This window comes from Listeria ivanovii subsp. ivanovii, from assembly GCF_900187025.1.
In the GTDB taxonomy this organism is placed as follows: Bacteria; Bacillota; Bacilli; order Lactobacillales; family Listeriaceae; genus Listeria; species Listeria ivanovii.
Genome location: NZ_LT906478.1, coordinates 1,984,013 through 2,008,776, shown reverse-complemented (window position 1 = coordinate 2,008,776; position 24,764 = coordinate 1,984,013). Strand labels below are relative to the sequence as shown.

The window sequence follows — 24,764 nt, the reverse complement described above, 5'->3', positions numbered from 1 at the left end:
CGTGAGGGAGGATTCTATAATGGAACAAACTTATGTAATGGTTAAACCGGATGGCGTGGAGCGAGGACTTATTGGTGAGATTGTAGCAAGAATGGAGAAAAAAGGTATCAAAATAGTAGCGGCGAAGTTAATACAAATCGACCGCGAATTAGCAGAGAAACATTACGCCGAACATATTGGTAAGTCATTTTTCGAAGATTTAATCGGATTTATCACTTCTGGTCCAGTTTTTGCGATGGTTTTAGAAGGCGACGATGTCATTAAAATAGCGCGTCGAATGATGGGGAAAACCAATCCACTAGAAGCTGACGCGGGAACTATTCGCGCTGATTATGCAGTACATACTAATCGAAATGTCATTCATGGTTCTGATAGCCCTGAAAGTGCCAAACGAGAAATTGAATTATTTTTTAAGCCAGAGGAAATCTTAACTTATCAAAAAGCAGTAGATAAATGGATTTAGAATTGGCAAGGAGTCTGGGAAAACCTGGACTCTTTTTTTATATCTAGATTACCATTTGACGCGGTTTTTTGATATGATGAAAGAATGAGATCAAAGTATTGTGTTCTTGCTTAGCCTGTGTTAAGATATTACACATATACTTTAAAGCGCTAAAACATAAACGCTAGTATCACCTAGCTAAAATAGAAAAAGGAGAGTTGTGGAAATGAGATACTTAACGGCAGGGGAATCACATGGACCGGGGCTTACGACAATTATTGAAGGACTACCAGCAGGAATGCCTCTACTTGCAGAAGATATAAATAAAGAACTAAAAAGACGACAAGGTGGACATGGTCGCGGGGCACGGATGCGAATCGAAAAAGATCAAGTACAAATTACAGCAGGGATTCGCCACGGTAAAACACTTGGTGCGCCGGTTGCGATGTTTGTTGAAAACAAAGACTGGAAGCACTGGGAAACAGTAATGAGTATTGAACCAGTCCCAGAGAAAAATGAAAAATCACGCCGCGTTTCACGTCCTCGTCCTGGACACGCTGATCTTGTAGGTGGAATGAAATATGGTCATAAAGATATGCGTAATGTACTAGAACGTTCTAGTGCGCGTGAAACAACTGTCCGAGTGGCAGCTGGAGCAGTGGCTAAACAACTTTTACATGAACTTGGTATTGAAGTAGCAGGTCATGTACTCGAAATCGGTGGAACACGAGCTAATCTAACTCGTGATTATGCTGTTTCAGAAATTCAAGAAACTTCAGAAGCATCTCCAGTTCGTTGTTTAGACGAAGTGGCTGCAAAAGAAATGATGCAAAAAATCGATGATGCGAAGAAAAATGGCGATACAATCGGTGGTATTGTCGAAGTAGTTGTTGGCGGAGTGCCAGCAGGTCTTGGTAGTTATGTTCAATGGGATAAAAAATTAGATGCCAAAATAGCTCGAGCGATTGTTAGCATTAACGCATTCAAAGGTGCCGAATTTGGTGTAGGCTTTGAAGCTGCTAGAAAACCTGGTAGTGAAGTAATGGATGAAATTTTGTGGAGCGAAGAAGATGGCTACACAAGACGAACAAATAATTTAGGTGGTTTTGAAGGTGGAATGACAAACGGAATGCCAATTGTCGTTCGTGGAGTAATGAAACCAATTCCAACATTATATAAACCACTTCAAAGTGTGGATATTGATTCTAAAGAAACGTTTAATGCTAGTGTAGAACGTTCCGATAGCTGTGCAGTACCAGCAGCAAGTGTCGTCGCAGAAGCAGTTGTTGCATGGGAAGTAGCTGTTGCAGTTTTAGAAAAATTCGATGGTGATCGTTTTGATACGCTTAAAAAACATGTGGAGGAACACCGAAACTTAACGAAGGAGTTTTAAACATGCCAGAAATTACAGTCCGTGCTAAGAGTAAAACCTATCCTGTCTATATTAATGAATCCGCATTAGAGGATGTCGCAGAAAAATGGACGAAAAGTTTAGCTAAGTATTCGCATGTGTTTGTCTTAACTGATGAGCATGTGGCAGAACTTCATCAAGCAAAACTAGACCAAATTCTGGTTGATTTATCCGAGGTAACTTATTATGTTACGCCAAACGGAGAAAAAGCAAAAACATTCCAAGTCTATGAAGATGTGATGACCAAAATGATGGAAACAGGCCTTGATCGTAAAGCTGTTTTGATTGCTTTTGGTGGTGGGGTTATTGGTGATTTGGGTGGCTTTGTCGCTGCAACGTATATGCGAGGAATTCCATTTTACCAAGTGCCAACGACCGTGCTTGCTCATGATAGTGCTGTTGGAGGAAAAGTCGCCATCAACCATCCGCTTGGTAAAAATATGATTGGCAATTTTTATCAACCAGAAGCAGTTATTTATGATACGAGTTTCTTTGCTACGCTACCTGAACGTGAAATGCGCTCTGGTTTTGCGGAGATGATTAAACACGCACTGATTAGCGATCAAACATTGTTACGCGCCTTGATGGATACTTTTACACAACCTGAGGATTTTTATACGAAAGATTTGACGCCATTTTTGCAACGGGGCATTGAAATTAAAGCAAGCATTGTTGCGGAAGATGAAACCGAGCAGGGTGTGCGGGCTTATTTGAATTTTGGTCATACATTTGGTCACGCCCTAGAAGCATACGGTAACTTTGACAAATGGCTTCACGGTGAGGCAATTACGTATGGAATGATTTATGCGTTAACGATGAGTGAGCGGATCTACGGACTGGATTTTGATTTACTGGAATTTAAAAATTGGTTGAAACGCCTAGGTTACAATACGACGTTTGATGTAACGGTACCTTATAATAAAATACTGGAAAATATGCGTCATGATAAGAAAACTACCTTTAATGAAATAACGATGGTTTTACTTGAACAAATTGGAAAACCAGTCATTTTTAAAGCAGAGGATGAGTTGATTTTAGAAACATATACACAAGTGATGCGAAATGGAGGGGACATATTTTGAGAGCTATTCGTGGGGCAACAACAATAGAAATGAACACGCCAGAAGAAATTTATGCAGCAACAAAAGAATTATTCGAGGAAATCTTGCAGCAGAATAAATTAGCGGATAGCGAGCAACTAACTTCGGTAATTATTACGGTGACAGAAGATATCTTTGCCGCTTTTCCAGCAAAAGCAGTTCGCGAAACGCCAGGCTTTGAATATGTGCCGGTTATGGGCATGCAAGAAATCCCTGTTCCTGGTTCGCTAGAGATGTGTATTCGATTTATGGTTTTTACAACGATACATAAACCATTAAAAGAAATTAATCATGTTTATTTACGGGGAGCAAAAGTGTTGCGCCCGGATTTAGTGAACGAGGAGGATGCGTAATGAAATGGAAAAAATCACTAGCCGGCTTATCTTCTTATAAACCAGGCAAACGCGAAGAAGAAGTAATGGCGGATCTTGGATTAACCCGTATTATCAAATTATCATCTAATGAAAACCCACTGGGAACATCACCAAAAGTTCAAGCGCTTCAAGAAAACCTCCAGCTTGAAACCGAAATTTATCCAGATGGTTGGGCTTCAGAATTACGTCGTGAAGTAGCCGCGTTCTATCAGTTGGAAGAAGAAGAATTGATTTTTACTGCTGGAGTAGATGAATTGATTGAACTTTTGACACGTGTATTACTTGATACAAATACAAACACTGTCATGGCGACACCAACTTTTGTACAATATCGGCAAAATGCTCTTATTGAAGGTGCGGAAGTGAGAGAAATTGGTCTGCTTGCGGACGGAGAACATGATTTAGCAGGTATGCTTCAAGCCATGGATGAAAAAACAACGATTGTCTGGATTTGTAATCCGAATAACCCAACTGGAAATTATCTCGAATTAGATGCTATTGTGGCCTTTTTAAATAAAGTACCGAGCGATGTTTTAGTAGTACTGGATGAGGCATATATTGAATACGTAACCCCGCAACCAGAAAAACATGAAAAATTAATTCGAACTTATAAAAATTTAATCATCACTCGTACGTTTAGTAAAATCTATGGTTTAGCGAGCGCGCGTGTTGGTTACGGAATTGCAGATAAAGAAATTATTAATCAGCTGAATATTGTTCGCCCGCCATTTAACACAACAAGTATCGGTCAAAAGCTTGCAATAGAAGCAATAAAAGATCAACACTTTATCGAAGTATGTCGTGAATCTAATGCGAACGGAATCAAACAATATCAGGATTTTGCGAAACAGTTTGAGCAAGTGAAGTTATACCCGGCAAATGGGAACTTTGTGTTAATAGATTTAGGAATAGATGCAGGAACAATCTTTCGCTATTTAGAAAAAAATGGTTTTATTACTCGTTCTGGAGCGGCTTTAGGTTTTCCGCAAGCAGTTCGGATAACGATTGGAACTAAACAAGAAAATCAAGCAGTGATTAAACTGTTAGCAAAATTATTATCGTAAGTGTTTGGAGGCGTTTTTGAATGAAAGGGACAGTCGTTATCGTTGGGCTTGGATTAATTGGTGGTTCTATTGCTCTTGCAATTAAAGCCAAACACCCAGAAGCACATATCATTGGAATAGATGTTTCCTATCATTCATTAGAGGTTGGAAAGTCATTTGGAGTGATTGATGAAATTGGCGAAAGTATTTTAATCGATGGACCAAAAGCGGATTTGCTCATTTTTTGTTGCCCAGTAAAAGAAACCGAGCAGCTGCTTAACCGTTTACCAGGCATTACCTTAAAAGAAAGCGTCATTGTAACCGATACTGGTAGCACCAAAGGAACGATTATGGAAGCTTCCACTGCGCTCCTGGAAAGTGGTATTACTTTTATCGGCGGACATCCGATGGCGGGGTCACATAAAAGTGGAGTGCGTGCAGCAAAAGAGCTATTGTTTGAGAATGCCTATTACTTATTAACACCTACAAAAGATGTAGCTGAAAGTCAAGTAGCAACACTACGCAATTGGCTTGCTGGAACTAATGCAAAGTTCTTAGTTTTATCACCAACAGAACATGATGAAATTACAGGAATGCTAAGTCATTTGCCACATATCGTTGCAGCTGCTCTTGTGAATCAAACACAAAGCTTTACGGAAGAACATCCGGTCGCTTTTCGACTTGCTGCGGGAGGGTTTCGCGATATTACACGGGTAGCTTCATCCGACCCAAGAATGTGGACAGATATTTCGATTAGTAACAAAAAAACATTAACTAAACAATTGACAATTTGGCGGGATAGCATGAATCAAGCTATTGAGATGTTAGTGACAGAAGATGACGCATCTATCTATGCTTTTTTTGACGGAGCTAAAGAATTCCGGGATTCTCTGCCTGTTCATCAAGGTGGGGCTATTCCTTCTTTTTATGATTTGTTTGTCGATGTACCAGATTATCCAGGGGTTATTTCGGAAGTAACTAGATACTTAGGTGAAGAAGAAATCAGTTTAACGAATATTAAAATTTTAGAAACGCGCGAAGATATTTTCGGTGTACTACAAATTACTTTTCAATCGGATGAAGATAGGGACCGAGCGAAACGTTGTATAGAAGCCAGAAGTAATTATACTTGCCACTATGAATAGGGGAGAAATGACGATGAAATTAATTACAAATAAACAAGGACTCGTGGGTGAAATCACGGTTCCAGGAGATAAATCTATGTCCCATCGTAGTATTATGTTTGGGGCAATCGCTGAAGGAAAAACGGTCATTCGTCATTTCTTACGTGCAGATGATTGTCTAGGAACCATCCAAGCATTTAAAGCCCTTGGTGTGAAAATTGAAGAAACTGACGAAGAAATCATTGTGCACGGCACTGGATTTGATGGTTTAAAGCCTGCTGCTGGACCACTTGATATCGGAAACTCGGGTACAACCATTCGCCTGATGATGGGGATTTTAGCTGGTAGAGATTTTGATACAGTCATCTTAGGTGATGAATCTATTGCAAAACGACCAATGAACCGGGTAATGTTGCCACTTCAAGAAATGGGGGCAAAAATGCACGGTAAAGATGGTTCTGAATTTGCACCAATTACGATTTCAGGAAATAAGTCATTGAAACGAATGGAATATCATATGCCAGTAGCAAGTGCACAAGTGAAAAGTGCGATTATTTTTGCGGCTTTACAAGCAGAAGGGGAAACGATTATCCATGAGAAGGAAAAAACACGTGATCATACGGAACACATGATTCGTCAATTTGGTGGAGAAATCGAGATGGATGGTTTAACGATTCGTGTCAAAGGAGGCCAAACTTTTACCGGACAAGAAATGACGGTACCGGGGGATGTTTCCTCTGCAGCGTTCTTTATCGTTGCGGGTCTAATCATCCCGAATAGTGAAATAGAATTGACACACGTCGGCTTAAATCCTACTAGAACAGGGATTTTTGATGTGGTCGAACAAATGGGTGGTAGCTTGGTTGTCAAAGATTCCAGCAGAAGTACTGGGAAACTAGCTGGTACAGTGGTCGTTAAAACTAGTGACTTAAGAGGAACAGAAATTGGCGGAGATATTATTCCACGTTTAATTGACGAAATTCCTGTTATCGCACTTTTGGCGACTCAAGCGGAAGGTACAACTGTTATCAAAAATGCGGCAGAATTAAAAGTAAAAGAAACCAATCGAATTGATGCAGTTGCTACAGAGTTAAACAAAATGGGCGCAGATATTACACCAACTGAAGATGGGTTGATTATTCGCGGGAAAACGCCGCTTCATGCTGCAAAAGTAACCAGCTACGGAGACCACCGAATCGGTATGATGCTCCAAATTGCTGCCTTGCTTGTTAAAGAAGGAGAAGTAGAGTTAGATCGTCCTGAGGCTGTATCTGTTTCCTACCCCACTTTCTTTGAAGATATCCGCTCGCTTTTAAAATAAACCTAGTGTACCAGTGTTGCCTATTGATTAATACGCGCACTGGTATTTTAGCTTAGAGAAGCAATCATTTTTTCTTACGGGGCAACTAATGATATAATAGAAAAACGACTTATTATAAAGAAGGTGCAGAAATGGAATTAGCTAATAAAATGTTACATGCGTTAGAGCATGAAGATATGGCGCTTGCAAGGAAATACTTTGATGAAGTAGTGCAAGCAGGAACAGATGAAGAACAATTTTTTTTAGCAGAAGAATTATTTGCATTAGGATTTTTAGATGAAACAGAAGATTTATATGAATTACTTTTAGCTAAATACAAAGATGAAGGAGAACTACTTGTCCGAGCTGCAGAAGTGGCTCTTGAAAAAGATGATTTGGATTCTGCGCAAGATTATTTAGAAAAAGTGAATAAAGAAGATGAAGTATATGTAGAGAGTTTATTAGTGCTAGCTGACTTATATCAAATGCAAGGTTTATTTGAAGTTAGTGAGCAAAAATTAATCGAAGCAAAACAAATCGCACCAAGCGAACCAATTATCGATTTTGCTTTAGGCGAATATTATTTATCGCAAGCTAGATTTGCATCTGCAGTTCAGTCTTATGAAACAGCTGTAGAGGCAGGCTTAACTATTATTGCTAATGGCGCAGTATCGGTATATGAGCGGATTGCTGAAGCATTTGCCGCAAGTGGTGCTTTTGAAGAGGCCTTACCATATTATGAGCGTGCTTTGGAAGACAAAGAATCTGTTGACACCTTGTTTGGAATGGGACTCACTGCTTATCAAGCAAAGGACTACACGAAAGCGATTCATGCACTAGAACATCTAAAGGAACATGATCCATCCTATACAACGCTTTATTCTTATTTAGCAAAAAGCTACGTCGAAAATGGGGAACCGGAAAAAGCCATTGCTGTACTAAGAGATGGATTGACGCAAGATGAATTTAATAAGGAAATGTTCTTAGAAGCAGGGAAACTTGCTGTGACTCTCCGCTTGCCAGAAGAAGCAGAGGAATTTTATCGACAAGCAATTGTTCTTGACGAAGAATTTTCTGAAGCGATTATGCAGCTTAATAAACTTTTGCTTGCTCGTGAAAACTATGAAGGTGTTATTGAACTAGTGGAAGGTCTTGGAGAAGAAGTAATTTCTGAACCACAAATTTTCTGGGACATAAGTGTTGCATATCAGGAAACAGAACAATATAATAAAGCAAAAGCAAATTATGAACTCGCTTATCCTCATTTTACCAATAACCCAACTTTCTTAAAGGAATATGGTTTATTTTTAAGAGAAGAAGGCGAATACGTGAAATCTGAGCAAATTTTGCGTAGTTATTTGGACCTGGAACCAGAAGACACAGAGATTTTATCACTATTTGAATAAAGATAAATGACTAGGAAGGGACTGAGGAAAGATGAAGGCATCCATTTCAATAGACGAGAAGAAAGATTTTATTCGGTGGTTTTTAAATAAACATCAAATGAAGATGCGTGAAGCAATGTGGGTATTGAATTATATTGCTGGCCATGATCAAATTGTAAAATATGTTCATTTTGTTGATAATTTGGAAGGGTGTGCACGTGGGCTTTCACTTAGTGCTCATGGTGTTGAATCCGAACCGTTCCTATTTTTCAAAGGAAATATCATGACGACCGATCCAGAAAAAGCATTTCATGACATTCGGTTAAACTGGGATGAAGCGTTATACATTGAACTTCATTTCGAAGATGCGATTGCTTCACCAGAATATGCCCTTGTACGTGAAGATAATCCTTTTACAGCATTAAAACTAGAGGATTCAGAAAAAGAAATGGCGGATGCGCTTATTTATCAGTCAGTCCACCAATTTTCTAAAGAGAAACTATTAGAGCAAATTGATTCGGCGCTTGATGAACGTGATGAAGCGACTTTTCATAAGCTAGTTCGAATTTTACGGCAAATGGATAACGAAAAATAAGAAGTAATGAATCCTAGTTAATAACTAAATGAAGTAAGGGGCTTCGTTAGTTACTTTGCTAGGATTTTTTTAGGGAGAGGAACAGATTGTTAAATAGTATACTTGCAAATCGAGCTTTTTTACGATTATTGTTTTTTGGGAATTTACTAGGAGCAATTTATGGGTACATATGGTATTTGCCACAACTACAAATCACAGAACCGCGTTTTTGGGCTTTTGTACCAGATAGTCCAACCGCCATTTTGTTTTTCACTTTAGCACTAGTAGGATTTCTTGGGAAAAAACATTGGCCTTTAATGGAAGCATTGGCGATTGTTTGTTTAGTAAAATATGGTTTATGGGCTGTCGGAATGAATATTTTTTATATGATTGATCATGGAACCATCATTTGGACGGGCCTAATGCTGATTGCAACACACGCGTTTATGGCAATAGAAGGTATCTTATATGCGCCGTTTTTTCGCTTTCGGATTGGTCATTTCATGGTAGCAGCAGTTTGGGTTTTACATAATGATGTGATCGATTATTTATTTGGTCAAATGCCAATTTATATGGGATTAGAAAGATATTTGCCAGAAATTGGTTATGCAACATTTTGGCTAAGTATTTTGGTTTTATGGCTTGTATATGATAAAACCATAAAAAAAGGGCACCGAATATTAGAATTTCCTCATGATGAGTGAAAGAGGTTGAGTCTTGGCCTTGGTTAATTTATACTTAAGGTATTCACTTGAAAAAAGTAGTAGGAGGAAGATGATTAGATGTCGTTTAGTCAATATATTATTTATTTTATTATCGTTGCGGCAATCCCACTTTGGGCGCAGTTTCGAGTTAAAACAACGTATGCACAGTATTCCAAAGTAGCAGTTGGGAATGGTTTAACAGGTGCTGAGGTTGCACGACACATTTTGGATACGAATGGTTTAACGAATGTTCCTGTTCATGAAACAAAAGGAATGCTAAGCGATCACTATGATCCTAGAAAGAAAGCAGTGTTTCTATCTGAAGCTAATTTTAGTGGATGTTCTATTGCTGGGGCAGCAGTTGCAGCTCATGAAGTTGGACATGCGATTCAAGATCAGCAAGATTATGCCTTTATGCGTTTCCGTTCAGCACTCGTACCAGTAACAATGTTTAGCTCCAACATTTCTTGGGTTTTCCTGATTATCGGAATGCTTGCAAATGTATCTAGCTTTATGTTACTTGGAATCATTTTGATGGCAGTAGGTGTTCTTTTCCAATTAATTACACTACCTGTCGAATTTGACGCCAGCAAGCGAGCACTCGTACAATTAGAGAGTGGTGGACTCGTATCATCATCTGAACTTCCACAAGCGAAAAAAGTGCTTAGCGCGGCTGCAATGACCTATGTTGCAGCAATGGCTGTCGCTGTACTTGAATTATTAAGATTACTGCTTATCTTTACGAATATGAATCGAAACTAGCATATTTTAAACAAACCTGAGAATTTACTCAGGTTTTTGTTTGGCGAAAAAAGCTTGGCAGTGAATGAATTGCTTGCTATACTTAAACTCGGATTGAAAATAAAGGAGCGAGACAATGGATTTTGATGTAATTGTAATCGGCGGTGGCCCATCTGGCTTAATGGCAGCAATTAGCGCAGCCGAAAAAAATAAGCGAGTATTGTTAATTGAAAAAGGACCAAAATTAGGTCGTAAATTAATTATGTCAGGCGGTGGTCGGTGTAATGTGACGAACCGTAGACCAGCAGAAGAAATCATTAAACATATTCCGGGTAATGGTCGGTTTTTATATAGTGCGTTCCATGCGTTTGATAATGAGGACATCATTCGCTTTTTTGAAAACCTTGGTGTTGCGTTAAAAGAAGAAGATCACGGACGAATGTTTCCTGTATCTAATAGCGCACGCTCAGTCGCAGAAGCAATGATTGCGCGGATGGAAAAGCTAGGGGTAAGAATTTACATGCAAACAGCTGTGAAACAAGTTAATTATGCAGATGGTAAAGTAGTGGGTGTCACTTTAAAAGATGGGCAAGAAATAACTACCCAAGCCGTAGTTGTTGCCGTTGGAGGAAAGTCAGTACCGCGAACAGGTTCTACAGGAGATGGCTATGCTTGGGCAAAAAAAGCAGGCCATACGATTACAGAACTTTATCCAACGGAAGTACCGATAACTTCGAGTGAACCATTTATTAAGCAAAAAGTGTTACAGGGAACGTCCCTTAGAAATGTAGAATTAGCCGTATTAAATGCAAAAGGGAAACCGATTATTACGCATCAAATGGACATGATTTTCACACATTTTGGTGTATCAGGTCCAGCTGCACTTAGATGTAGCATGTTTGTTCTGCGAGAATTAAAAAAAACTGGAGCGAATTCAGTAAAGATGCGATTAAACTTATTCCCAGATATATCGGTTAATGAACTTTCGAAAGATGTCTATCAATTGTTGGAAGAAAATCCGAAGAAAGCTCTTAAAAATGCTCTAAGTCCTCTTTTACAAGAAAAAATGTTATTATTTCTACTAGCAAGAGCTGAATTGGATGAAAGTGCTGAGTATAAACAAGTGAGTCCGAAAAAAATCGAACAGTTTATTCGTTTACTCCAAGATTTTACTTTTGAAGTAAGCGGAACTCTCGATTTTGAAAAAGCATTTGTCACTGGTGGCGGTGTTTCTGTAAAAGAAATCAAACCAAAAGAGATGGAGTCAAAGTTGATGGAAGGATTATTTTTCTGCGGGGAGATACTGGATATTAATGGTTATACTGGCGGCTATAATATTACTTGCGCTTTGGTGACAGGGCATACCGCAGGAGCTTATGCGGCAGAAGTTTCTATTTAGATAATCATAAAGCCATTTAAGATGATGACGGTCTTATATTTGATTTTAGTAAAAAAGCTTTGCGAGCTAAAAAGAGGTTTTTATTTTGGGCTATTTTTGCTGTTGGTAATCGGTTGGGGTTAGGACGGCATAAGCAATCTAGTTTTTGATGAAGCAGCCAAGTAACACCAACATAAACTTGTTTGGCCTATCATTTTAGTATGCAGTTTTACTTAGCAAAAGGGTTTTAACGAAAAGAGTATTTTAACATATAAAAATGGATTTGGTCATTTCCCCTAAGGAGGACAACCAAATCCATTTTGCTATTTATGGAGATGTAAAACTAAATTTTTATTAACCAATTAATTTCTCGTGGAACATTCTTTGGCAAAGTTCCATTTTTTGTTCTTCGTTTAAATCTTTGGTGTTTAAGCAATAACCACTAATGCGTAAGATAACAGGGATACCAGCTTTGATTTTTTCAATAACTTCTTCGTGGTTTAAGACGTTTAAGTTAATGTGTTGCCCACCTTTTGTGAAGTAACCATCTAGAATACCAACTAGGTTATGGTGTTGTTCTTCGGTTGTTTTACCGAACATTTTTGGTGCACCTTGGATAGTTAAGGAAATTCCATCATTTGCATAGTGGAATGGTAATTTAGAAAGACTAGCTAAGTTATCTAAGAAACCACCTTTTGCTTTATTAGATGGGTTTGCTCCTGGGCTGAAGAAATCTGGTTCTTTAATGATTTTACCATTTTCGTCAAACACAGGTCCTTTATGCACTGGGGAGTTACCACATTGTTTTGAATAAGCAACGTTAGAAGTGATTGTTAGAACAGAAACAGTTGCTTCACTATCTTTGTAAAGTTTGTGAGAATCTAATTTGTCTTTGAACATTTTTAGAACCATCACAGCGATATCATCAGCTCGGTCATCATTTTCACCGTAACGAGGGAATTCGCCTTCAACTTCATAGTCATAAACAAAGCCATCTTCGTCACGGATTGTTTTTACTTTCGCGTGTTTAATTGCGCTTAGGCTATCAACAACATTCGCGAATCCACAAATTCCAAAGCCCATGTTAGCTGTAACTTTAGAAGGTAAGAATGCCATTTGCATGCTTTCGTAGTTGTATTTGTCAGTCATATAGTGAATGATGTTCATTGCATCTACGTAAGTGTCTGTTAACCAATCCATTGATTTATCGAATTTGTCAAGAACTTCTTCGTATTCAAGGTATTCGCTAGTAATTGGTTCTACCACGTTGAATACTTGATTTTTATGAAGATCATCTTTACCACCGTTAATTGCGCCAAGAAGACATTTAAGGACGTTTACACGAGCACCAAAATATTGCAAGTTGTGTGTTTCGCCTTTGTCTTTGTCTGCTTCTGGGTTTAGTGGGCTAACACAACAGCTGATACATTGCATATCGCCATATCCTTCTTCTTGCATTAATTTATCATTTTCGTATTGAATAGAGGAATGTTTAACACTCATTTTCATACAATATTCTTTAAAGCTTTCTGGAAGACGAGCATCCCAAAGGACAGTTAAGTTAGGTTCTGCTGAATTACCTAGATTATCTAAGCAATGTAAGAAACGGTAATCTGTTTTAGTAACACGGTGACGCCCATCTGCGCCCATTCCAGCCATCGAAGTAGTTACGAATGTTGGGTTAGATGCATAAAGTTCGTTGTAACCATCTGTTCTTGCAAAACGTACCATTCTTAGTTTTAAAGTTAATTGTTCGATTAATTCTTGAGCATCGAATTCAGTAATAATTCCTTTTTCTAAATCGCGTTGGATGTAGATATCAAGGAAAATTGGAATACGTCCAAATGAGCTTGCAGCACCGTTTGCTTGTTTGATAGAAGCAAGGTAACCCATGTAAGTCCATTGTACAGCCTCTGTTGCGTTTTCTGCTGGACGTCCAAGTTCTAAGCCATATTCATTACCTAAAACAATCAAGTCTTTAAGTGCTTTGATTTGTAACCAAATTTCTTCCCGTAAACGAATATTTTCATCGGAGGAAATAGCGATTTTTTTTAAATCGTTTTGTTTTTCAGCAATTAAGCGATCAACACCATAAAGCGCTGGTTTTTGGTATAAACCAATAATTCTTCCGCGCGAGTATGCATCAGGAAGTCCACTAACAATATGAGAGTGACGAGCACGTTTGATATCATCTGTATATGCTCTGAAAATACCGTCATTGGCAGTAGAACGATTTTTAATATAGAAATCATGTAATTCTTGGTCAATGGTATAGCCATTGTCTGTTAAACATTGTTCTGCAGTACGAAGACCACCATTTGGCATAAACGCTAATTTGAAAGGTTTGTCTGTTTGTAAACCAACAATTACTTCATTCTCTTGGTCTACGAAACCTGCTTTGTGGGAAGCAACGTTTGATACAGTAGCATTATCCATATCAAGAACGCCACCTTTTGCATCCATTTCTTCTACTAGTTTGTTAATTTTTTCGTTTAATGTTGTTGTTCTTGGTGTGCTCTTTTCTAAGAAACTTTCATCACCATCATACGGAGTGTAGTTGTTTTGAACGAAATCACCTACACTGATGTTTTCTTGCCAAGTGGTTCCTTTAAAACCATCCCATGCTTTTGTCATTATAATTTCCTCCTTTAATTGTGCTTCTTTTCACTTAAAAGCAGATTCCTATCTCGCGAATCTTTCTTTACTTGAAAAGCATACTCCTTTGTGAAAACGAAAACAATATAAAAGTGCAAAGAAAATAAATTTCTTTTATATAACTAGAAAAGGCTTTCATCCGCTGTGTTAATACAGTTTTTTTAGTGGGAATGGGGCGGGTAAACGGATTGCTTCGTTTGAACAAAAAAAGCAAGCCCGGCTTGGTAGCTAGGCTTACTTTTTTGCATCCACTTCTTCTAAAAAATTATGGACAATACTGTCTCTTTTTAAAACAAAATTGGGGTTGGCTCGACTTGGGTGGACCCGATTAGATAAAACGATTAAGCTAGCTTGCCGTTTTAAATCTAATACCATAAAAGTTCCGGTAAATCCGGTGTGATATAAAACAGAATCTCCCAGCAGGTCAAAGCCAAGTCCGCGTGACCGATTAAGTTCTGGAGTATGGTTGGTTTGCATCAGCTGAAGCATCTTTTCAGAGAGGATAGGGGAGCCATTTTTTTCTATAAGAGCGTCACGGAATTTGGTTAAATCTTCTAATGTGCTAAAAAGCCCGGCATGTCCAGTTCCTGTTTTTGCTGTCCATGCTTTAAAATCATGAACATCGCCTTGAATTAAACCGCGTACTTGGTCAAGTTCAGTTGGAATTACTTGTTTTTTATTGATTGGGTGAAAACTCGAATTGATCATTTGTAGTGGATGAAGAATATTGGCTTGAATGGATTCTTCATAATTACCATCAAACTTCTTGATTAAATAACCAAGTAAGAGAAAATTAGCATCTGCATAAGTGACATTTGTACCTGGTGAGCATTCTTGTGGTGTTGCATAAACATAGCGCATCACATCATTTGCTGTATGCATTTCAAAATTAGGAATATTTTGTGCTAATCCAGAGCTATGTGTTAGTAAATGTAAAATGGTCACATCCGGATATTGAAAATTAGGTAGATATTTTTGGATGGGATCCTCTAATTGGAATTTGTCTTGTTCGATAAGTTGTAAAATACGAGTCGTAGTTGCGATTACTTTTGTCAAAGAAGCAATATCGTAAATATTAGCTGTTGTTCTTGGTAATAATTCAGCTTCTGGAAAAACAGCTTTTAAACCTAATATATTTGTTTCCTCTAGCGTATTTGTTTTTATTTGATAGCTGATTCCAGGAGTGGAGCCGTTTTGGACAAGCTGATCTAGTGATTGCTTTGTTTTATAGAACATAACTAAACTCCTTTGTAAGTTGGTTGCCACATTTCCAGGTCAACAGCGGCTTTTACATTTTCGATTTCTACTTGATGGATTTTCTCATGAATAGCTTGATTTGCGACCGCAATGGCTACTTGACGAGAGGTTTCTCTAAGTGTGCGAACATGTGGTAAAAGAGCTGCACCAGGTTTGTCCGGTGAAACTTGGTTAGCGACGGCTTTTGATGCGGCAGCTAACATTCCATCAGTGATATATTTAGACCGCGTGACAAGTGCTCCGAGACCCAGGCCGGGATAAAGTAGCGCATTGTTCGCTTGACCAATTTCGTAAGTAGTATTTTGGAATTCGACTGGTTTTGAAGGACTTCCTGTGACGATAAGGGCGTTTCCAGCTGTCCAATTAACTAAATCATTTGCTGTTGCTTCAGCTAATTTGGTTGGATTTGAAAGTGGTAAAATTGCCGGACGTTCGGTATATTTTGCCATTTTCCGAACAATGCTCTCTTTGAATGCTCCAGTGACACCCGAACAGCCAATAAGCATTGTCGGATGAATAGTTGCTACTAGTTGTTCTAATGTTTCTGTTGGCGTGCCTACCCAGTCAGAATGAGCATGCGCATATTTTGTTTGTCCCGTTGTTAAATCAGTCATATTGTCTACTACGAGACCATGTCGATCTACAAGGTAAAAATGTTTTTTAGCTTGTTCAAAAGGAAGACCAGTTTCACGCATTAATTGTCCGCTAAGTTGGTCGGCAATTCCAACTCCAGCGGTACCAGCTCCAAAAATAATAATTTTTTGTTTACTTAGTGGGATTTTAGATACATTAATCGTTGCAAGTGCTGCTGCAACAACCATCGCTCCGGTACCTTGAATATCATCATTAAAAGTACAAATTTCATTGCGATAATGGTGCAATATCCGACTAGCATTCGCTCTACCAAAATCTTCCCAGTGGAGAATAGCTTTAGGGAAGAAAGTTTTAACTGTTTCCACAAATTGAGCAATAAATGTATCATATGCTGTTTCAGATAGGCGTGGACGTTTGTTTCCAATATATCTTGGATCTTGAAGTAATGTTTCATTGTTAGTGCCCGCATCTATGATAACAGGTAATACCCGGTCAGGGGCAAGTCCAGCAGCAACGGTATAAACAGCTAGCTTGCCAACAGCAATTTTAACACCATTAACTCCCCAATCACCAATTCCGAGCACGCCTTCCCCGTCTGTAATAACAATCATATCAATATTTGGATTCACTTTTGCGTAATTTTGCAAAGAACTAGTTAGGCGTTCGGGTGCAAAAGCATCTATAAATAATGCTTCATCTGGCGCGGTATAGTCTTTATGGTAGTTCATAACTGCGTCGCCAATAGTTGGCGTATATATTAGTGGTAAATATTCTGTTACATTTTTATTCACAACATAATAATAAAGTGTCCGATTTTCATTATACAAATTGGTTAATAATTGATGCTTATGTAACGCTGTTTGGAGGTTTTCTATTTGGTGCTCTATGCGTGTCGCTTGCTGTTCGATTGTTTCAATAATTGGTGGTAGTAAACCATCTAATTGATAAGTAAGCCTTTCTTCTTCGGAAAAAGCGGTACCTTTATTTAAAAGGGGATTGTTTAAATAATCAAAACCAGTTTTTAAAGTCATTTTTCAGCACTCCTTTAGTTTTCATTTCTATTTTACATGGGGGGACTAAGAATAACAACTTATTCAAAATAAAAAGAAAACCTGAGATTTGTCAGATTTTCTTTTCACCAACTTAATGAAAATAATAGCCTTGTGCATAAGGTATGCCGATGTCTTGCAAAAATGTTAGCTGCTCTTTTGTTTCGACGCCTTCCACAATTAAAGATTTGTGATGCTTTTTGACGTAATTATTAAGTTGCTCAAAGAAGATTTTTTTACCATCACTCTGAAATAAATCTCGCAGTAATAAACGATCAGTTTTTACAAAGTCAGAATGGTGTGCAAAGACACGGTGCAGGTCGGCGTAACCAGAACCAAAATCATCAATAGCAAATTTAGTCTCATGCTTTTTCTGGAATAAGAGGAGTTGATTGTCTAAGTCGTTCATTCGTTCTTGTGGTAGCTTGGATGTTTCCAAAAATTCAAAAACTATTTTCCCGTTATCAAGAAGCATTTCCTGAAGTTCTTCTTGGTTTTCTAAAAAAGTATCATAGGAAATATTGACAAATAATGGTGTATCACCAGTTTTGTGAAAGCATTTAACTGCATTATGAAGTGTCAGTAACTCAAATGCTTTTTGCATACCATCCTGTTCCGCTTCTTCAATAAAATCACTAATAGCTTTCCAGTGATTCGTTTGTAAACGGGTGAGTGACTCATAGCCGAAAACTTGGGTATTTTCAACCGCAACAATCGGTTCGTATATTGTATCAAAAAGATTTTGATCAATAATCTCACTTACGGAGGGCTTTTTCATTTGTCCAACTTCTTTCCGTTATTTCTTAAGGGTTATTTCTTTATTTATATAATCGAAAAAATGGGTCGTTTCAGGATTAGACGTGTCCATTTTTCGCAATAACCCTTTGGTGATTTTACCATTTTTAGGTTGATTTGTCTTGTTAAAATACTGTGTCAAAAAGGCATAAACTGCGGTGGATTCATTTTCAGAAGTTGGGTTTTTCGTTTTTCGATTATAGCGGGCGTAAATTTTGCTTTTGGAAGAAAGTTCCTCTTGAAGAAATTTATTGAAATTTGGCTCTGTAAAGCCGTTCTCAGCGTAATAAGCAAGAGCAATAAGCATCTGGTCAATCATATTTACTTCTTCTGCATCTGCAAATTGAAATTGTCCGTTTTGAAATACTTCTGTAAAAAAAGGTTCTGCACTAACCGTTTGGATTGGCTGATAGGCAATTGCTGGATAATTAGTATGCTTCATTGCGGGAATGTTCATGTAACTTAAATGCAAGGTATTAGCTGCTTTTTTTTGTACAAAATCATAGAAGTCAACTGGAATATTTTCTTTGGAACTATACTTTTGGGTATTTTTAAGAAGTGTGTCTGCTAATTTTTTATAAGCAGGATGTTTGAATTTTTTACTCGCGCTATATAATGCTTCGGTTATTCGGAAGTCATCGACAATGGCATTTGTTGTTGTGCTCTTGGCTACTTCCCATTTTATAAAGTTATCTTCTGTAATAAAGTTTTTCTGTAGTAAAGTCACTTGGTTTTGAAATTTAGCACTATCATTTACTTCCACTAAATATTCCATATAAAGCCCAATGCTCTCGGCAAGATAATGCGGTTCCTTGGCATTTTTATAATTAATAATTAAACCATTCTTAGTTGTATAATTTTGTTCGACGTACTCTTGAACAGATGTGGAAGTGGGGGTTGTTTCTTTTGGTCTATTCATCCTTTTTTTAGAAGTGGATTCTGGTTGGATTAAGTAATAACATCCTATACCAACGAGTAAAAGTATCGCAATAAGGAAAATTATTCTTTTCATAGCGCATCCCCCTGGTGAATATAAATTTGATTACGTCCATTTTGCTTGGCTTGATAAAGTGCTTGATCGGAAGCTTCGAATAAGGATTCTGTTGTAGCAAACGAACAATTAGAAGATGCTACACCGATTGATACAGTTACGGTGCCGCTAGCAGGAGTGTATGGGAATCTAGCACGTTCCATTTCTTCACGGATATTATCAGCAATGAATGCGGCTTGCTCAGCGTCTACATTTTGAAGTAACACGGCGAACTCTTCTCCGCCAATTCTGGCAAATATTGTCCGCGGCGGAAACGTTCGATTTTTAAGAATACTACTAAACTGTGAGAGGACGGTATTTCCAGCTTGATGTCCATGGAAATCGTTAATTTCTTTAAAATGATCAATATCAATAATAAACAAGGATAAAGGGATTTTCTTTTTTTGTGATTTATTAAAAATCCAAGTGAATTGTTGGGTGAAAAAACGCATGTTTGGGAGATTAGTCAAACTATCGGTCATCGCGGTTTCGGTCAAGGTTTGAATGACAAGATTACTTTTATCAATATAATTACAAGCATAAAACACGAGAAGACTAGTAGCAAAGAACAGGCAAAAATACTCGACAATTTCAAAACCTTGTAAAACGCGCCCTTGATCAAAATTATTTATATAATAATACAGTTGTGCTGGGAAGGATAAAATAATCAGTGCCATAAATTTTGAAAAGCGTTGTTTTTTCCAAAAAGTAATTAGTAGACATACAGCAAAAATAAGCGTCATTAAAATGATGTAACGGCTAGTGACAATTGCATCAGCATGCAAACTAATCCTACCAATCATCATCACAATATAGGCGCAAATGAGCGGAATGCGACCACCAAAAACACTAGTAACCATTAAAATCAAAATTCGCATATTTGTATAGATAACGGGACTATTTTCAAAGACACCTTCAAATATAAAATAAACCCCTGCAAAACCATAATAAATACCAAGTACTACGGAAAGAAAGGCTTTTTTACTTGAATTATGAAACCACTGGGGACGGTATTGCCGGATTTTTCGAAATGACATCCCTTGGATAAAAAGGATAGCAAGAAAGAGAGCTAAACTATCTATGTATGAATTGATTATTCCAAACATCATGATTCATCTCCTTTTGCCAAATTAAAGAACGGTTTCTGCATCGCGAATATGTACTTGATTTCGACCATTTCGTTTCGCATTATAAAGTGCTTGATCGGCAGCTTGTAATAGCGCTTCAGAGGTAAGGTAATTATTTCCATTGAAATGAGCAATGCCTGCAGAAATCGTAATGATAGAACTAGTAGCCACGATTGGAAACTCGATTTTTTCCACTTTTTTTCTGATTTTTTCTGCTAGATGCTCTGTCTCGCTCGCATTTATATTGGATAAAACAATCGCAAATTCTTCTCCGCCAATTCGAGCGATAGTTGTGTTCGGCGGGAAGCTAATTTTTAAAAGCATTTGGCTAAATGTCGATAAAACTCCATTGCCAACTAAATGTCCATATGTATCATTTACCCGTTTAAAATAATCAATATCAATGATAATTAAACTCAAATTAGCTTTTTTTATTGCAGCGTGTTGAAAGGAATTAGTAAATATTTCTTCAAAATGACGATAATTTGATAAACCTGTTAATGGATCAAGGATGGTCGATTGCTGCAAATCATAAATCAACTTATTGGAAGTATCTATATAATACGCTGCAGAAACAATAATGAAGGTAGTGACAAAAGACACGGAAAAGTAGAGTGCCCAATCAGGTAAGTTTTCCACAGAATAAGCAATTTGGATTTTTTGATGTAAGTAAAGAAGCATCAGCGGAATAGCACCAAGTTTGATTAGTACGACTTTACGTACAGTGCTTAAGCGGAGTTTTGCTGCTTCCATACAAACAAAATGAAAACCAATAATTAAAAAAATATAAAAAAGGTTAGAAAATAATGCATCGCCCAAAATTATTTTTCCCGAAATAATAAGTAGTAATGCAACGGTGGCTGGACCAGCAGATGAAAATAAGTGCAAGACGATTAAAATATTTAGTAACATATCCGTATAAATTCCAGAATCCGTCCCCGGAAGCCCACGAATAATGAAGTATACCCCTAAGAAACCATAATAAATACCCAATGAATAATTGATAATTTCATTGGCGAATTTGTTTTGGAACCAAGTAGGTTTTTTATCTCGAAGTGACCGCAGTGCCATTCCGTGAAAAAAAAGCGCTGATAAAAAAAGCGCCATGCTACTCCATAAGGATTCAAGAATATTTAGCATAAAAAAATCTCCCATATCTCAGCAGATTAAAACAGCTGAAATGTTAATGAAGGCAGAATAAATAATTTTTTAGCCGAGACGTAGTGCAAAAACCAGTGATAGGAGAAAGCACTCTAGGAGGATATATGGTAATGACGACGAGATAAGCCAAAATCTGCCTTGTATAATTAAAGCTGGATTTTTAGTACAATGGATAGAATGAAGTCGAGGATATTAGTTGTTTGTAAACTTAACTATTTTCACATATTATTACAAAGAGTATTGAAAAAGTCAACTTGTGTCACAATTGATATAGAGGGGTGTAAAGATGGAAAAAATCGTGATTATTGGTGCAGGAATCGTTGGAGCGAGTGCGGCATATTTATTATCTAAAGAGAACGTCGAGGTTACATTAATTGATTCGAATGAGCCGGGACAAGCAAGTCGAGCAGCTGCTGGAATCATTTGTCCATGGCTTTCTAAAAGACGAAATAAGTATTGGTATGAATTAGCTAAAAATAGCGCGACCTTTTATCCAAAGATGGCACAGATGCTCGCTGATGATACAGGCAAAGAAACTGGATACAAACAAGTAGGCGTTCTTGCACTTAGGCCAACAGCGGAAAAAACCGAGCAGCTTTTTAATCTTGCAAAGAAAAGACGAGAGGATGCACCAGTTATGGGAGTGATTGAGAAGTTAACAGAAACTGAAACAAAACAGAAATTCCCTTTAGTAAAGCCTGGTTTTAGTTCTGTCTTTGTAAGTGGCGCTGCTAGAGTAAATGGTGGCCTTTTTTGCCGGACTTTACTAGCGGCAGCACAAGAAAATGGGGTGAGAAATTTATCTGGTAAAGCGACTTTTTCAGCAACGGGGGAAGTACATGTTGCCGGTAGAAAAGAAAACTATGATAAATTAATCATCGCGACAGGAGCATGGTTAGCGAGGTTTCTAGCTGATGCTGGATATAAAACGGATGTCTTGGGACAAAAAGGTCAATTACTTGAACTGGATTTTGGGGATTGGGATACGGATGACTGGCCAGTTATTTTACCACCTAGCTCTAAATCGATTGTCCCTTTTGAAAGTGGACGGGTTATTGTAGGTGCAACTCACGAAAAAACTGCTGGCTTCGATATCGAGCCAACAGTAGCAGGTCAAGCAGAGATTTTAGATGAAGTGAGCTCTTTTATGGAGCAGGCTACTTCTGAAAAAATAGCGAATGTGACTGTTGGAACAAGGCCATATACACCAGATTTTGCCCCATTAATTGGTGCACTTCCGGGTTTGGAATCCGTCTTTCTTGCTAATGGACTTGGTGCTTCTGGATTAACCACAGGTCCTTATGTAGGTAAAATTTTAGCAGATTTAGCACTAGGTTGGCAGAGTGAATTACCACTAGCGAATTATTTACCTAGCAAGTACATTAGTAAATAGGATTTTTATTTTCGTCTAATGTAAATCCTTCGCCCATCACATCATGAACGACACTAACGGATACAAATGCATGAGGATCGACTGCTTGGACGATATTTTTCAACTGAACAATTTCATTTTTAGCGACAACAATATACAGAACGTCTTGCTCGCTTTTGGAAAAACCACCACGGCCTTCTAAAACTGTCACACCGCGGTTCATCGAAAGCATTACATGAGAGGCGATTAAGTCATTATTTTTGGAGATAATAAGTGCCCCACGAGCTGCATAAGCGCCTTCTTGGACAAAATCGATGACACGTGAACCGATGAAAACTGCGACAAGCGTATACATCACTTGGCGAATGTCTAGGTATGAAAGGGAGACAAGAAGGACAATCGCATCAATCGCAAAAAGCGTTCGTCCCATGCTAATTCCTTTTGTATGGTTTAGTAGCTTGGCAATAATATCGCTACCACCAGTTGTTCCACCGTACCGGAATACTAGACCTAATCCAATGCCACTAAAACCACCTGCAAACAGTGCGACTAGTAGTAAGTCACTATGTAAATCTAAGGTATAAGGAATACGCTGGAAAATCCACAAAAATAGCGATAAACTAACTGTTCCGACCCCTGTGTAGATAAGCGAACGGTTGCCTAAAACACGCCAGCCTAAAATAAATAATGGGATATTTAGGACTAAGTTGGAGTAAGCTGGATCAATTTGAAAGAAATGAAGCAAGAAAAGTGTTACACCAGCAAGGCCGCCTTCTCCTAAATTATTGGCGATATTAAAGTTTACGAGTCCGAAAGCATAAATCGCTGTCCCGAGCATGATAAAACAAATGTTTTTGGTGCGCAGTGTTTTTAGCATCGTTTTTCCTCCTTGCAATCTATTTAATAAGTAAGTGAAAAATCATGGACTTGTATGTATTTGTTTAGGTATAATGAAATGAAGTTAACAATCGAGTCTTAAAACCTATTTTAGTTTAACACAAAAAGGGGGAAAACCTATGGTGAAAACAATGGCAGAAATACAAAAAGAAGTGGACGATTTCATTGGTGGATTCGAGGAAGGTTATTTTTCCCCGCTAGCAATGATGGCCCGAATTACGGAAGAAACTGGCGAACTAGCTCGGGAAATTAATCATTATTATGGCGAAAAGCCAAAAAAATCAAGTGAATCAGAAAAAACGGTAGTAGAAGAACTTGGCGATTGCTTATTTGTGCTTACCTGTATGGCTAATTCACTTGGTATTGATATGGAGGAAGCGCACGACACTGTGTTAGCAAAATTCAAAGAACGCGATAAAAATCGCTGGACTAAGAAGGAGGAACAAGCAGAATGAAAGTAGCAGTATCTGGATTTAAAGGAAGAATGGGACACGAGGTTGTCAAAACCATTTTAAGAGAAGCTGATTTAGAACTTATTGCGGTATTAGATCATGAACCAAAAGAGAAAAACATCCATGAAATAGCCGAATTTAGCTCTTTAAATGTACCTGTTTATGCTGATTTAGCTAGGATGTTGGAAGAGGAAAAACCTGATTGTGTAGTTGACTTTACAACACCTAAAGTAGGGTATACTAACACAAAAATAATCTTAGAACATGGCGTTCGTGCAGTTGTGGGAACGACTGGATTTCAACCAGAACAAATTGCTGAACTAAGAGAAATCGCTGAATCTAAAAAAATTGGCGCATTAATTGCTCCAAACTTTGCTGTCGGAGCTGTTTTAATGATGCAATTCGCCCAAAAAGCAGCTAAATATTTCCCGAATGTAGAAATTATCGAATTACATCATGATAATAAATTAGACGCGCCAAGTGGTACAGCTGTTAAAACGGCAGAAATGATGGCGGAAGTACGAGATTACGTTAAACAAGGTGCAGCAGACGAAGTAGAATTGATAGAAGGTGCAAGAGGTGGAGAGTTTGAAGGAATGCGCATTCATAGTGTCCGTCTACCTGGATTAGTTGCTCATCAAGAAGTGATTTTTGGTGCAGAAGGTCAAGGGCTAACTTTACGTCATGATTCCTATGACCGGATTTCCTTTATGTCAGGCGTAGCACTTTCAGTTCGTAAAACAAAAGAATTAGAAACACTTGTTTATGGATTAGAAAATATTTTAGACTAAGGATAGGT

At 38.0% G+C, this 24,764-nt stretch carries 23 protein-coding genes; 15 read left to right on the top strand and 8 right to left on the bottom strand.

Annotated features, from left to right (window positions below; translation table 11 throughout):
- The first annotated feature begins 19 nt into the window (after positions 1 to 19).
- From ndk to CKV67_RS09875, 12 genes are all read left to right on the top strand, one after another.
- Positions 20 to 463, top strand: coding sequence for a nucleoside-diphosphate kinase (ndk, locus tag CKV67_RS09930; protein WP_014093270.1), 444 nt, complete (start codon positions 20 to 22; stop codon positions 461 to 463).
- Between the two features lie 205 nt (positions 464 to 668).
- A complete protein-coding gene (gene aroC / locus CKV67_RS09925; protein ID WP_014093269.1) occupies positions 669 to 1,835 on the top strand; it encodes a chorismate synthase in 1,167 nt (388 codons plus the stop codon).
- Positions 1,836 to 1,837: 2 nt separating this feature from the next.
- The gene (aroB, locus tag CKV67_RS09920; RefSeq protein WP_014093268.1) at positions 1,838 to 2,935 is read left to right on the top strand and encodes a 3-dehydroquinate synthase; all 1,098 of its coding nucleotides are present in this window, start codon (positions 1,838 to 1,840) and stop codon (positions 2,933 to 2,935) included.
- Positions 2,932 to 3,306, top strand: coding sequence for a chorismate mutase (gene aroH, locus CKV67_RS09915; protein ID WP_014093267.1), 375 nt, complete (start codon positions 2,932 to 2,934; stop codon positions 3,304 to 3,306). Before aroB ends, aroH begins: the two co-directional genes overlap by 4 nt.
- A complete protein-coding gene (gene hisC, locus CKV67_RS09910) occupies positions 3,306 to 4,391 on the top strand; it encodes a histidinol-phosphate transaminase (RefSeq protein ID WP_014093266.1) in 1,086 nt (361 codons plus the stop codon). Before aroH ends, hisC begins: the two co-directional genes overlap by 1 nt.
- 20 nt (positions 4,392 to 4,411) lie before the next feature.
- Positions 4,412 to 5,515, top strand: a complete 1,104-nt coding sequence (locus CKV67_RS09905) for a prephenate dehydrogenase (protein ID WP_014093265.1) — start codon at positions 4,412 to 4,414, stop codon at positions 5,513 to 5,515.
- Between the two features lie 13 nt (positions 5,516 to 5,528).
- On the top strand, positions 5,529 to 6,815 hold the full coding sequence (aroA, locus tag CKV67_RS09900; protein ID WP_014093264.1) for a 3-phosphoshikimate 1-carboxyvinyltransferase: 1,287 nt from the start codon (positions 5,529 to 5,531) through the stop codon (positions 6,813 to 6,815).
- A 131-nt stretch (positions 6,816 to 6,946) separates the two neighbouring features.
- A complete protein-coding gene (locus CKV67_RS09895; protein WP_014093263.1) occupies positions 6,947 to 8,200 on the top strand; it encodes a tetratricopeptide repeat protein in 1,254 nt (417 codons plus the stop codon).
- Positions 8,201 to 8,231: 31 nt separating this feature from the next.
- On the top strand, positions 8,232 to 8,774 hold the full coding sequence (locus CKV67_RS09890; RefSeq protein ID WP_025280008.1) for a ReoY family proteolytic degradation factor: 543 nt from the start codon (positions 8,232 to 8,234) through the stop codon (positions 8,772 to 8,774).
- Positions 8,775 to 8,860: 86 nt separating this feature from the next.
- Positions 8,861 to 9,457 (top strand): lipoprotein heptaprenylglyceryl N-acetyltransferase LhaT, encoded by a 597-nt coding sequence (gene lhaT / locus CKV67_RS09885; protein ID WP_014093261.1) that lies wholly within the window; start codon positions 8,861 to 8,863, stop codon positions 9,455 to 9,457.
- Between the two features lie 78 nt (positions 9,458 to 9,535).
- The gene (locus tag CKV67_RS09880; RefSeq protein ID WP_014093260.1) at positions 9,536 to 10,219 is read left to right on the top strand and encodes a zinc metallopeptidase; all 684 of its coding nucleotides are present in this window, start codon (positions 9,536 to 9,538) and stop codon (positions 10,217 to 10,219) included.
- 115 nt (positions 10,220 to 10,334) lie between these two features.
- Complete coding sequence (locus CKV67_RS09875) at positions 10,335 to 11,597, top strand: BaiN/RdsA family NAD(P)/FAD-dependent oxidoreductase (RefSeq protein ID WP_014093259.1); 1,263 nt, start codon at positions 10,335 to 10,337, stop codon at positions 11,595 to 11,597.
- A 333-nt stretch (positions 11,598 to 11,930) separates the two neighbouring features.
- Here CKV67_RS09875 and pflB read toward each other — a convergent pair whose 3' ends face one another.
- The 7 genes from pflB to CKV67_RS09840 all read right to left on the bottom strand — a co-directional run bounded on the left by pflB (position 11,931) and on the right by CKV67_RS09840 (position 21,223).
- The gene (gene pflB, locus CKV67_RS09870) at positions 11,931 to 14,210 is read right to left on the bottom strand and encodes a formate C-acetyltransferase (RefSeq protein ID WP_014093258.1); all 2,280 of its coding nucleotides are present in this window, start codon (positions 14,208 to 14,210) and stop codon (positions 11,931 to 11,933) included.
- Between the two features lie 255 nt (positions 14,211 to 14,465).
- Positions 14,466 to 15,467 (bottom strand): serine hydrolase domain-containing protein, encoded by a 1,002-nt coding sequence (locus CKV67_RS09865; protein ID WP_014093257.1) that lies wholly within the window; start codon positions 15,465 to 15,467, stop codon positions 14,466 to 14,468.
- A gap of 2 nt (positions 15,468 to 15,469) precedes the next feature.
- Complete coding sequence (locus CKV67_RS09860) at positions 15,470 to 17,113, bottom strand: NAD-dependent malic enzyme (protein ID WP_014093256.1); 1,644 nt, start codon at positions 17,111 to 17,113, stop codon at positions 15,470 to 15,472.
- Between the two features lie 112 nt (positions 17,114 to 17,225).
- A complete protein-coding gene (locus CKV67_RS09855) occupies positions 17,226 to 17,909 on the bottom strand; it encodes an EAL domain-containing protein (protein ID WP_014093255.1) in 684 nt (227 codons plus the stop codon).
- A gap of 18 nt (positions 17,910 to 17,927) precedes the next feature.
- Positions 17,928 to 18,938, bottom strand: coding sequence for a glycosyl hydrolase family 8 (locus CKV67_RS09850; RefSeq protein ID WP_014093254.1), 1,011 nt, complete (start codon positions 18,936 to 18,938; stop codon positions 17,928 to 17,930).
- The gene (locus tag CKV67_RS09845; protein ID WP_014093253.1) at positions 18,935 to 20,062 is read right to left on the bottom strand and encodes a GGDEF domain-containing protein; all 1,128 of its coding nucleotides are present in this window, start codon (positions 20,060 to 20,062) and stop codon (positions 18,935 to 18,937) included. Before CKV67_RS09845 ends, CKV67_RS09850 begins: the two co-directional genes overlap by 4 nt.
- Before the next feature lie 24 nt (positions 20,063 to 20,086).
- On the bottom strand, positions 20,087 to 21,223 hold the full coding sequence (locus CKV67_RS09840) for a GGDEF domain-containing protein (RefSeq protein ID WP_014093252.1): 1,137 nt from the start codon (positions 21,221 to 21,223) through the stop codon (positions 20,087 to 20,089).
- Between the two features lie 307 nt (positions 21,224 to 21,530).
- On the opposite strand from CKV67_RS09840, the gene CKV67_RS09835 reads away from it, so the two are divergent.
- Positions 21,531 to 22,637, top strand: coding sequence for an NAD(P)/FAD-dependent oxidoreductase (locus CKV67_RS09835; protein ID WP_014093251.1), 1,107 nt, complete (start codon positions 21,531 to 21,533; stop codon positions 22,635 to 22,637).
- Here CKV67_RS09835 and CKV67_RS09830 read toward each other — a convergent pair.
- Positions 22,627 to 23,493: a YitT family protein gene (locus CKV67_RS09830; RefSeq protein WP_014093250.1), complete on the bottom strand. Its 867-nt coding sequence runs from the start codon at positions 23,491 to 23,493 to the stop codon at positions 22,627 to 22,629. The genes CKV67_RS09835 and CKV67_RS09830 overlap by 11 nt on opposite strands.
- Before the next feature lie 139 nt (positions 23,494 to 23,632).
- Here CKV67_RS09830 and CKV67_RS09825 point away from each other — a divergent pair, with 139 nt between their 5' ends.
- Positions 23,633 to 23,968, top strand: a complete 336-nt coding sequence (locus CKV67_RS09825) for a nucleotide pyrophosphohydrolase (RefSeq protein ID WP_014093249.1) — start codon at positions 23,633 to 23,635, stop codon at positions 23,966 to 23,968.
- The gene (gene dapB, locus CKV67_RS09820; RefSeq protein WP_014093248.1) at positions 23,965 to 24,756 is read left to right on the top strand and encodes a 4-hydroxy-tetrahydrodipicolinate reductase; all 792 of its coding nucleotides are present in this window, start codon (positions 23,965 to 23,967) and stop codon (positions 24,754 to 24,756) included. The genes CKV67_RS09825 and dapB overlap by 4 nt, the downstream gene beginning before the upstream one ends.
- Positions 24,757 to 24,764: the final 8 nt, after the last annotated feature.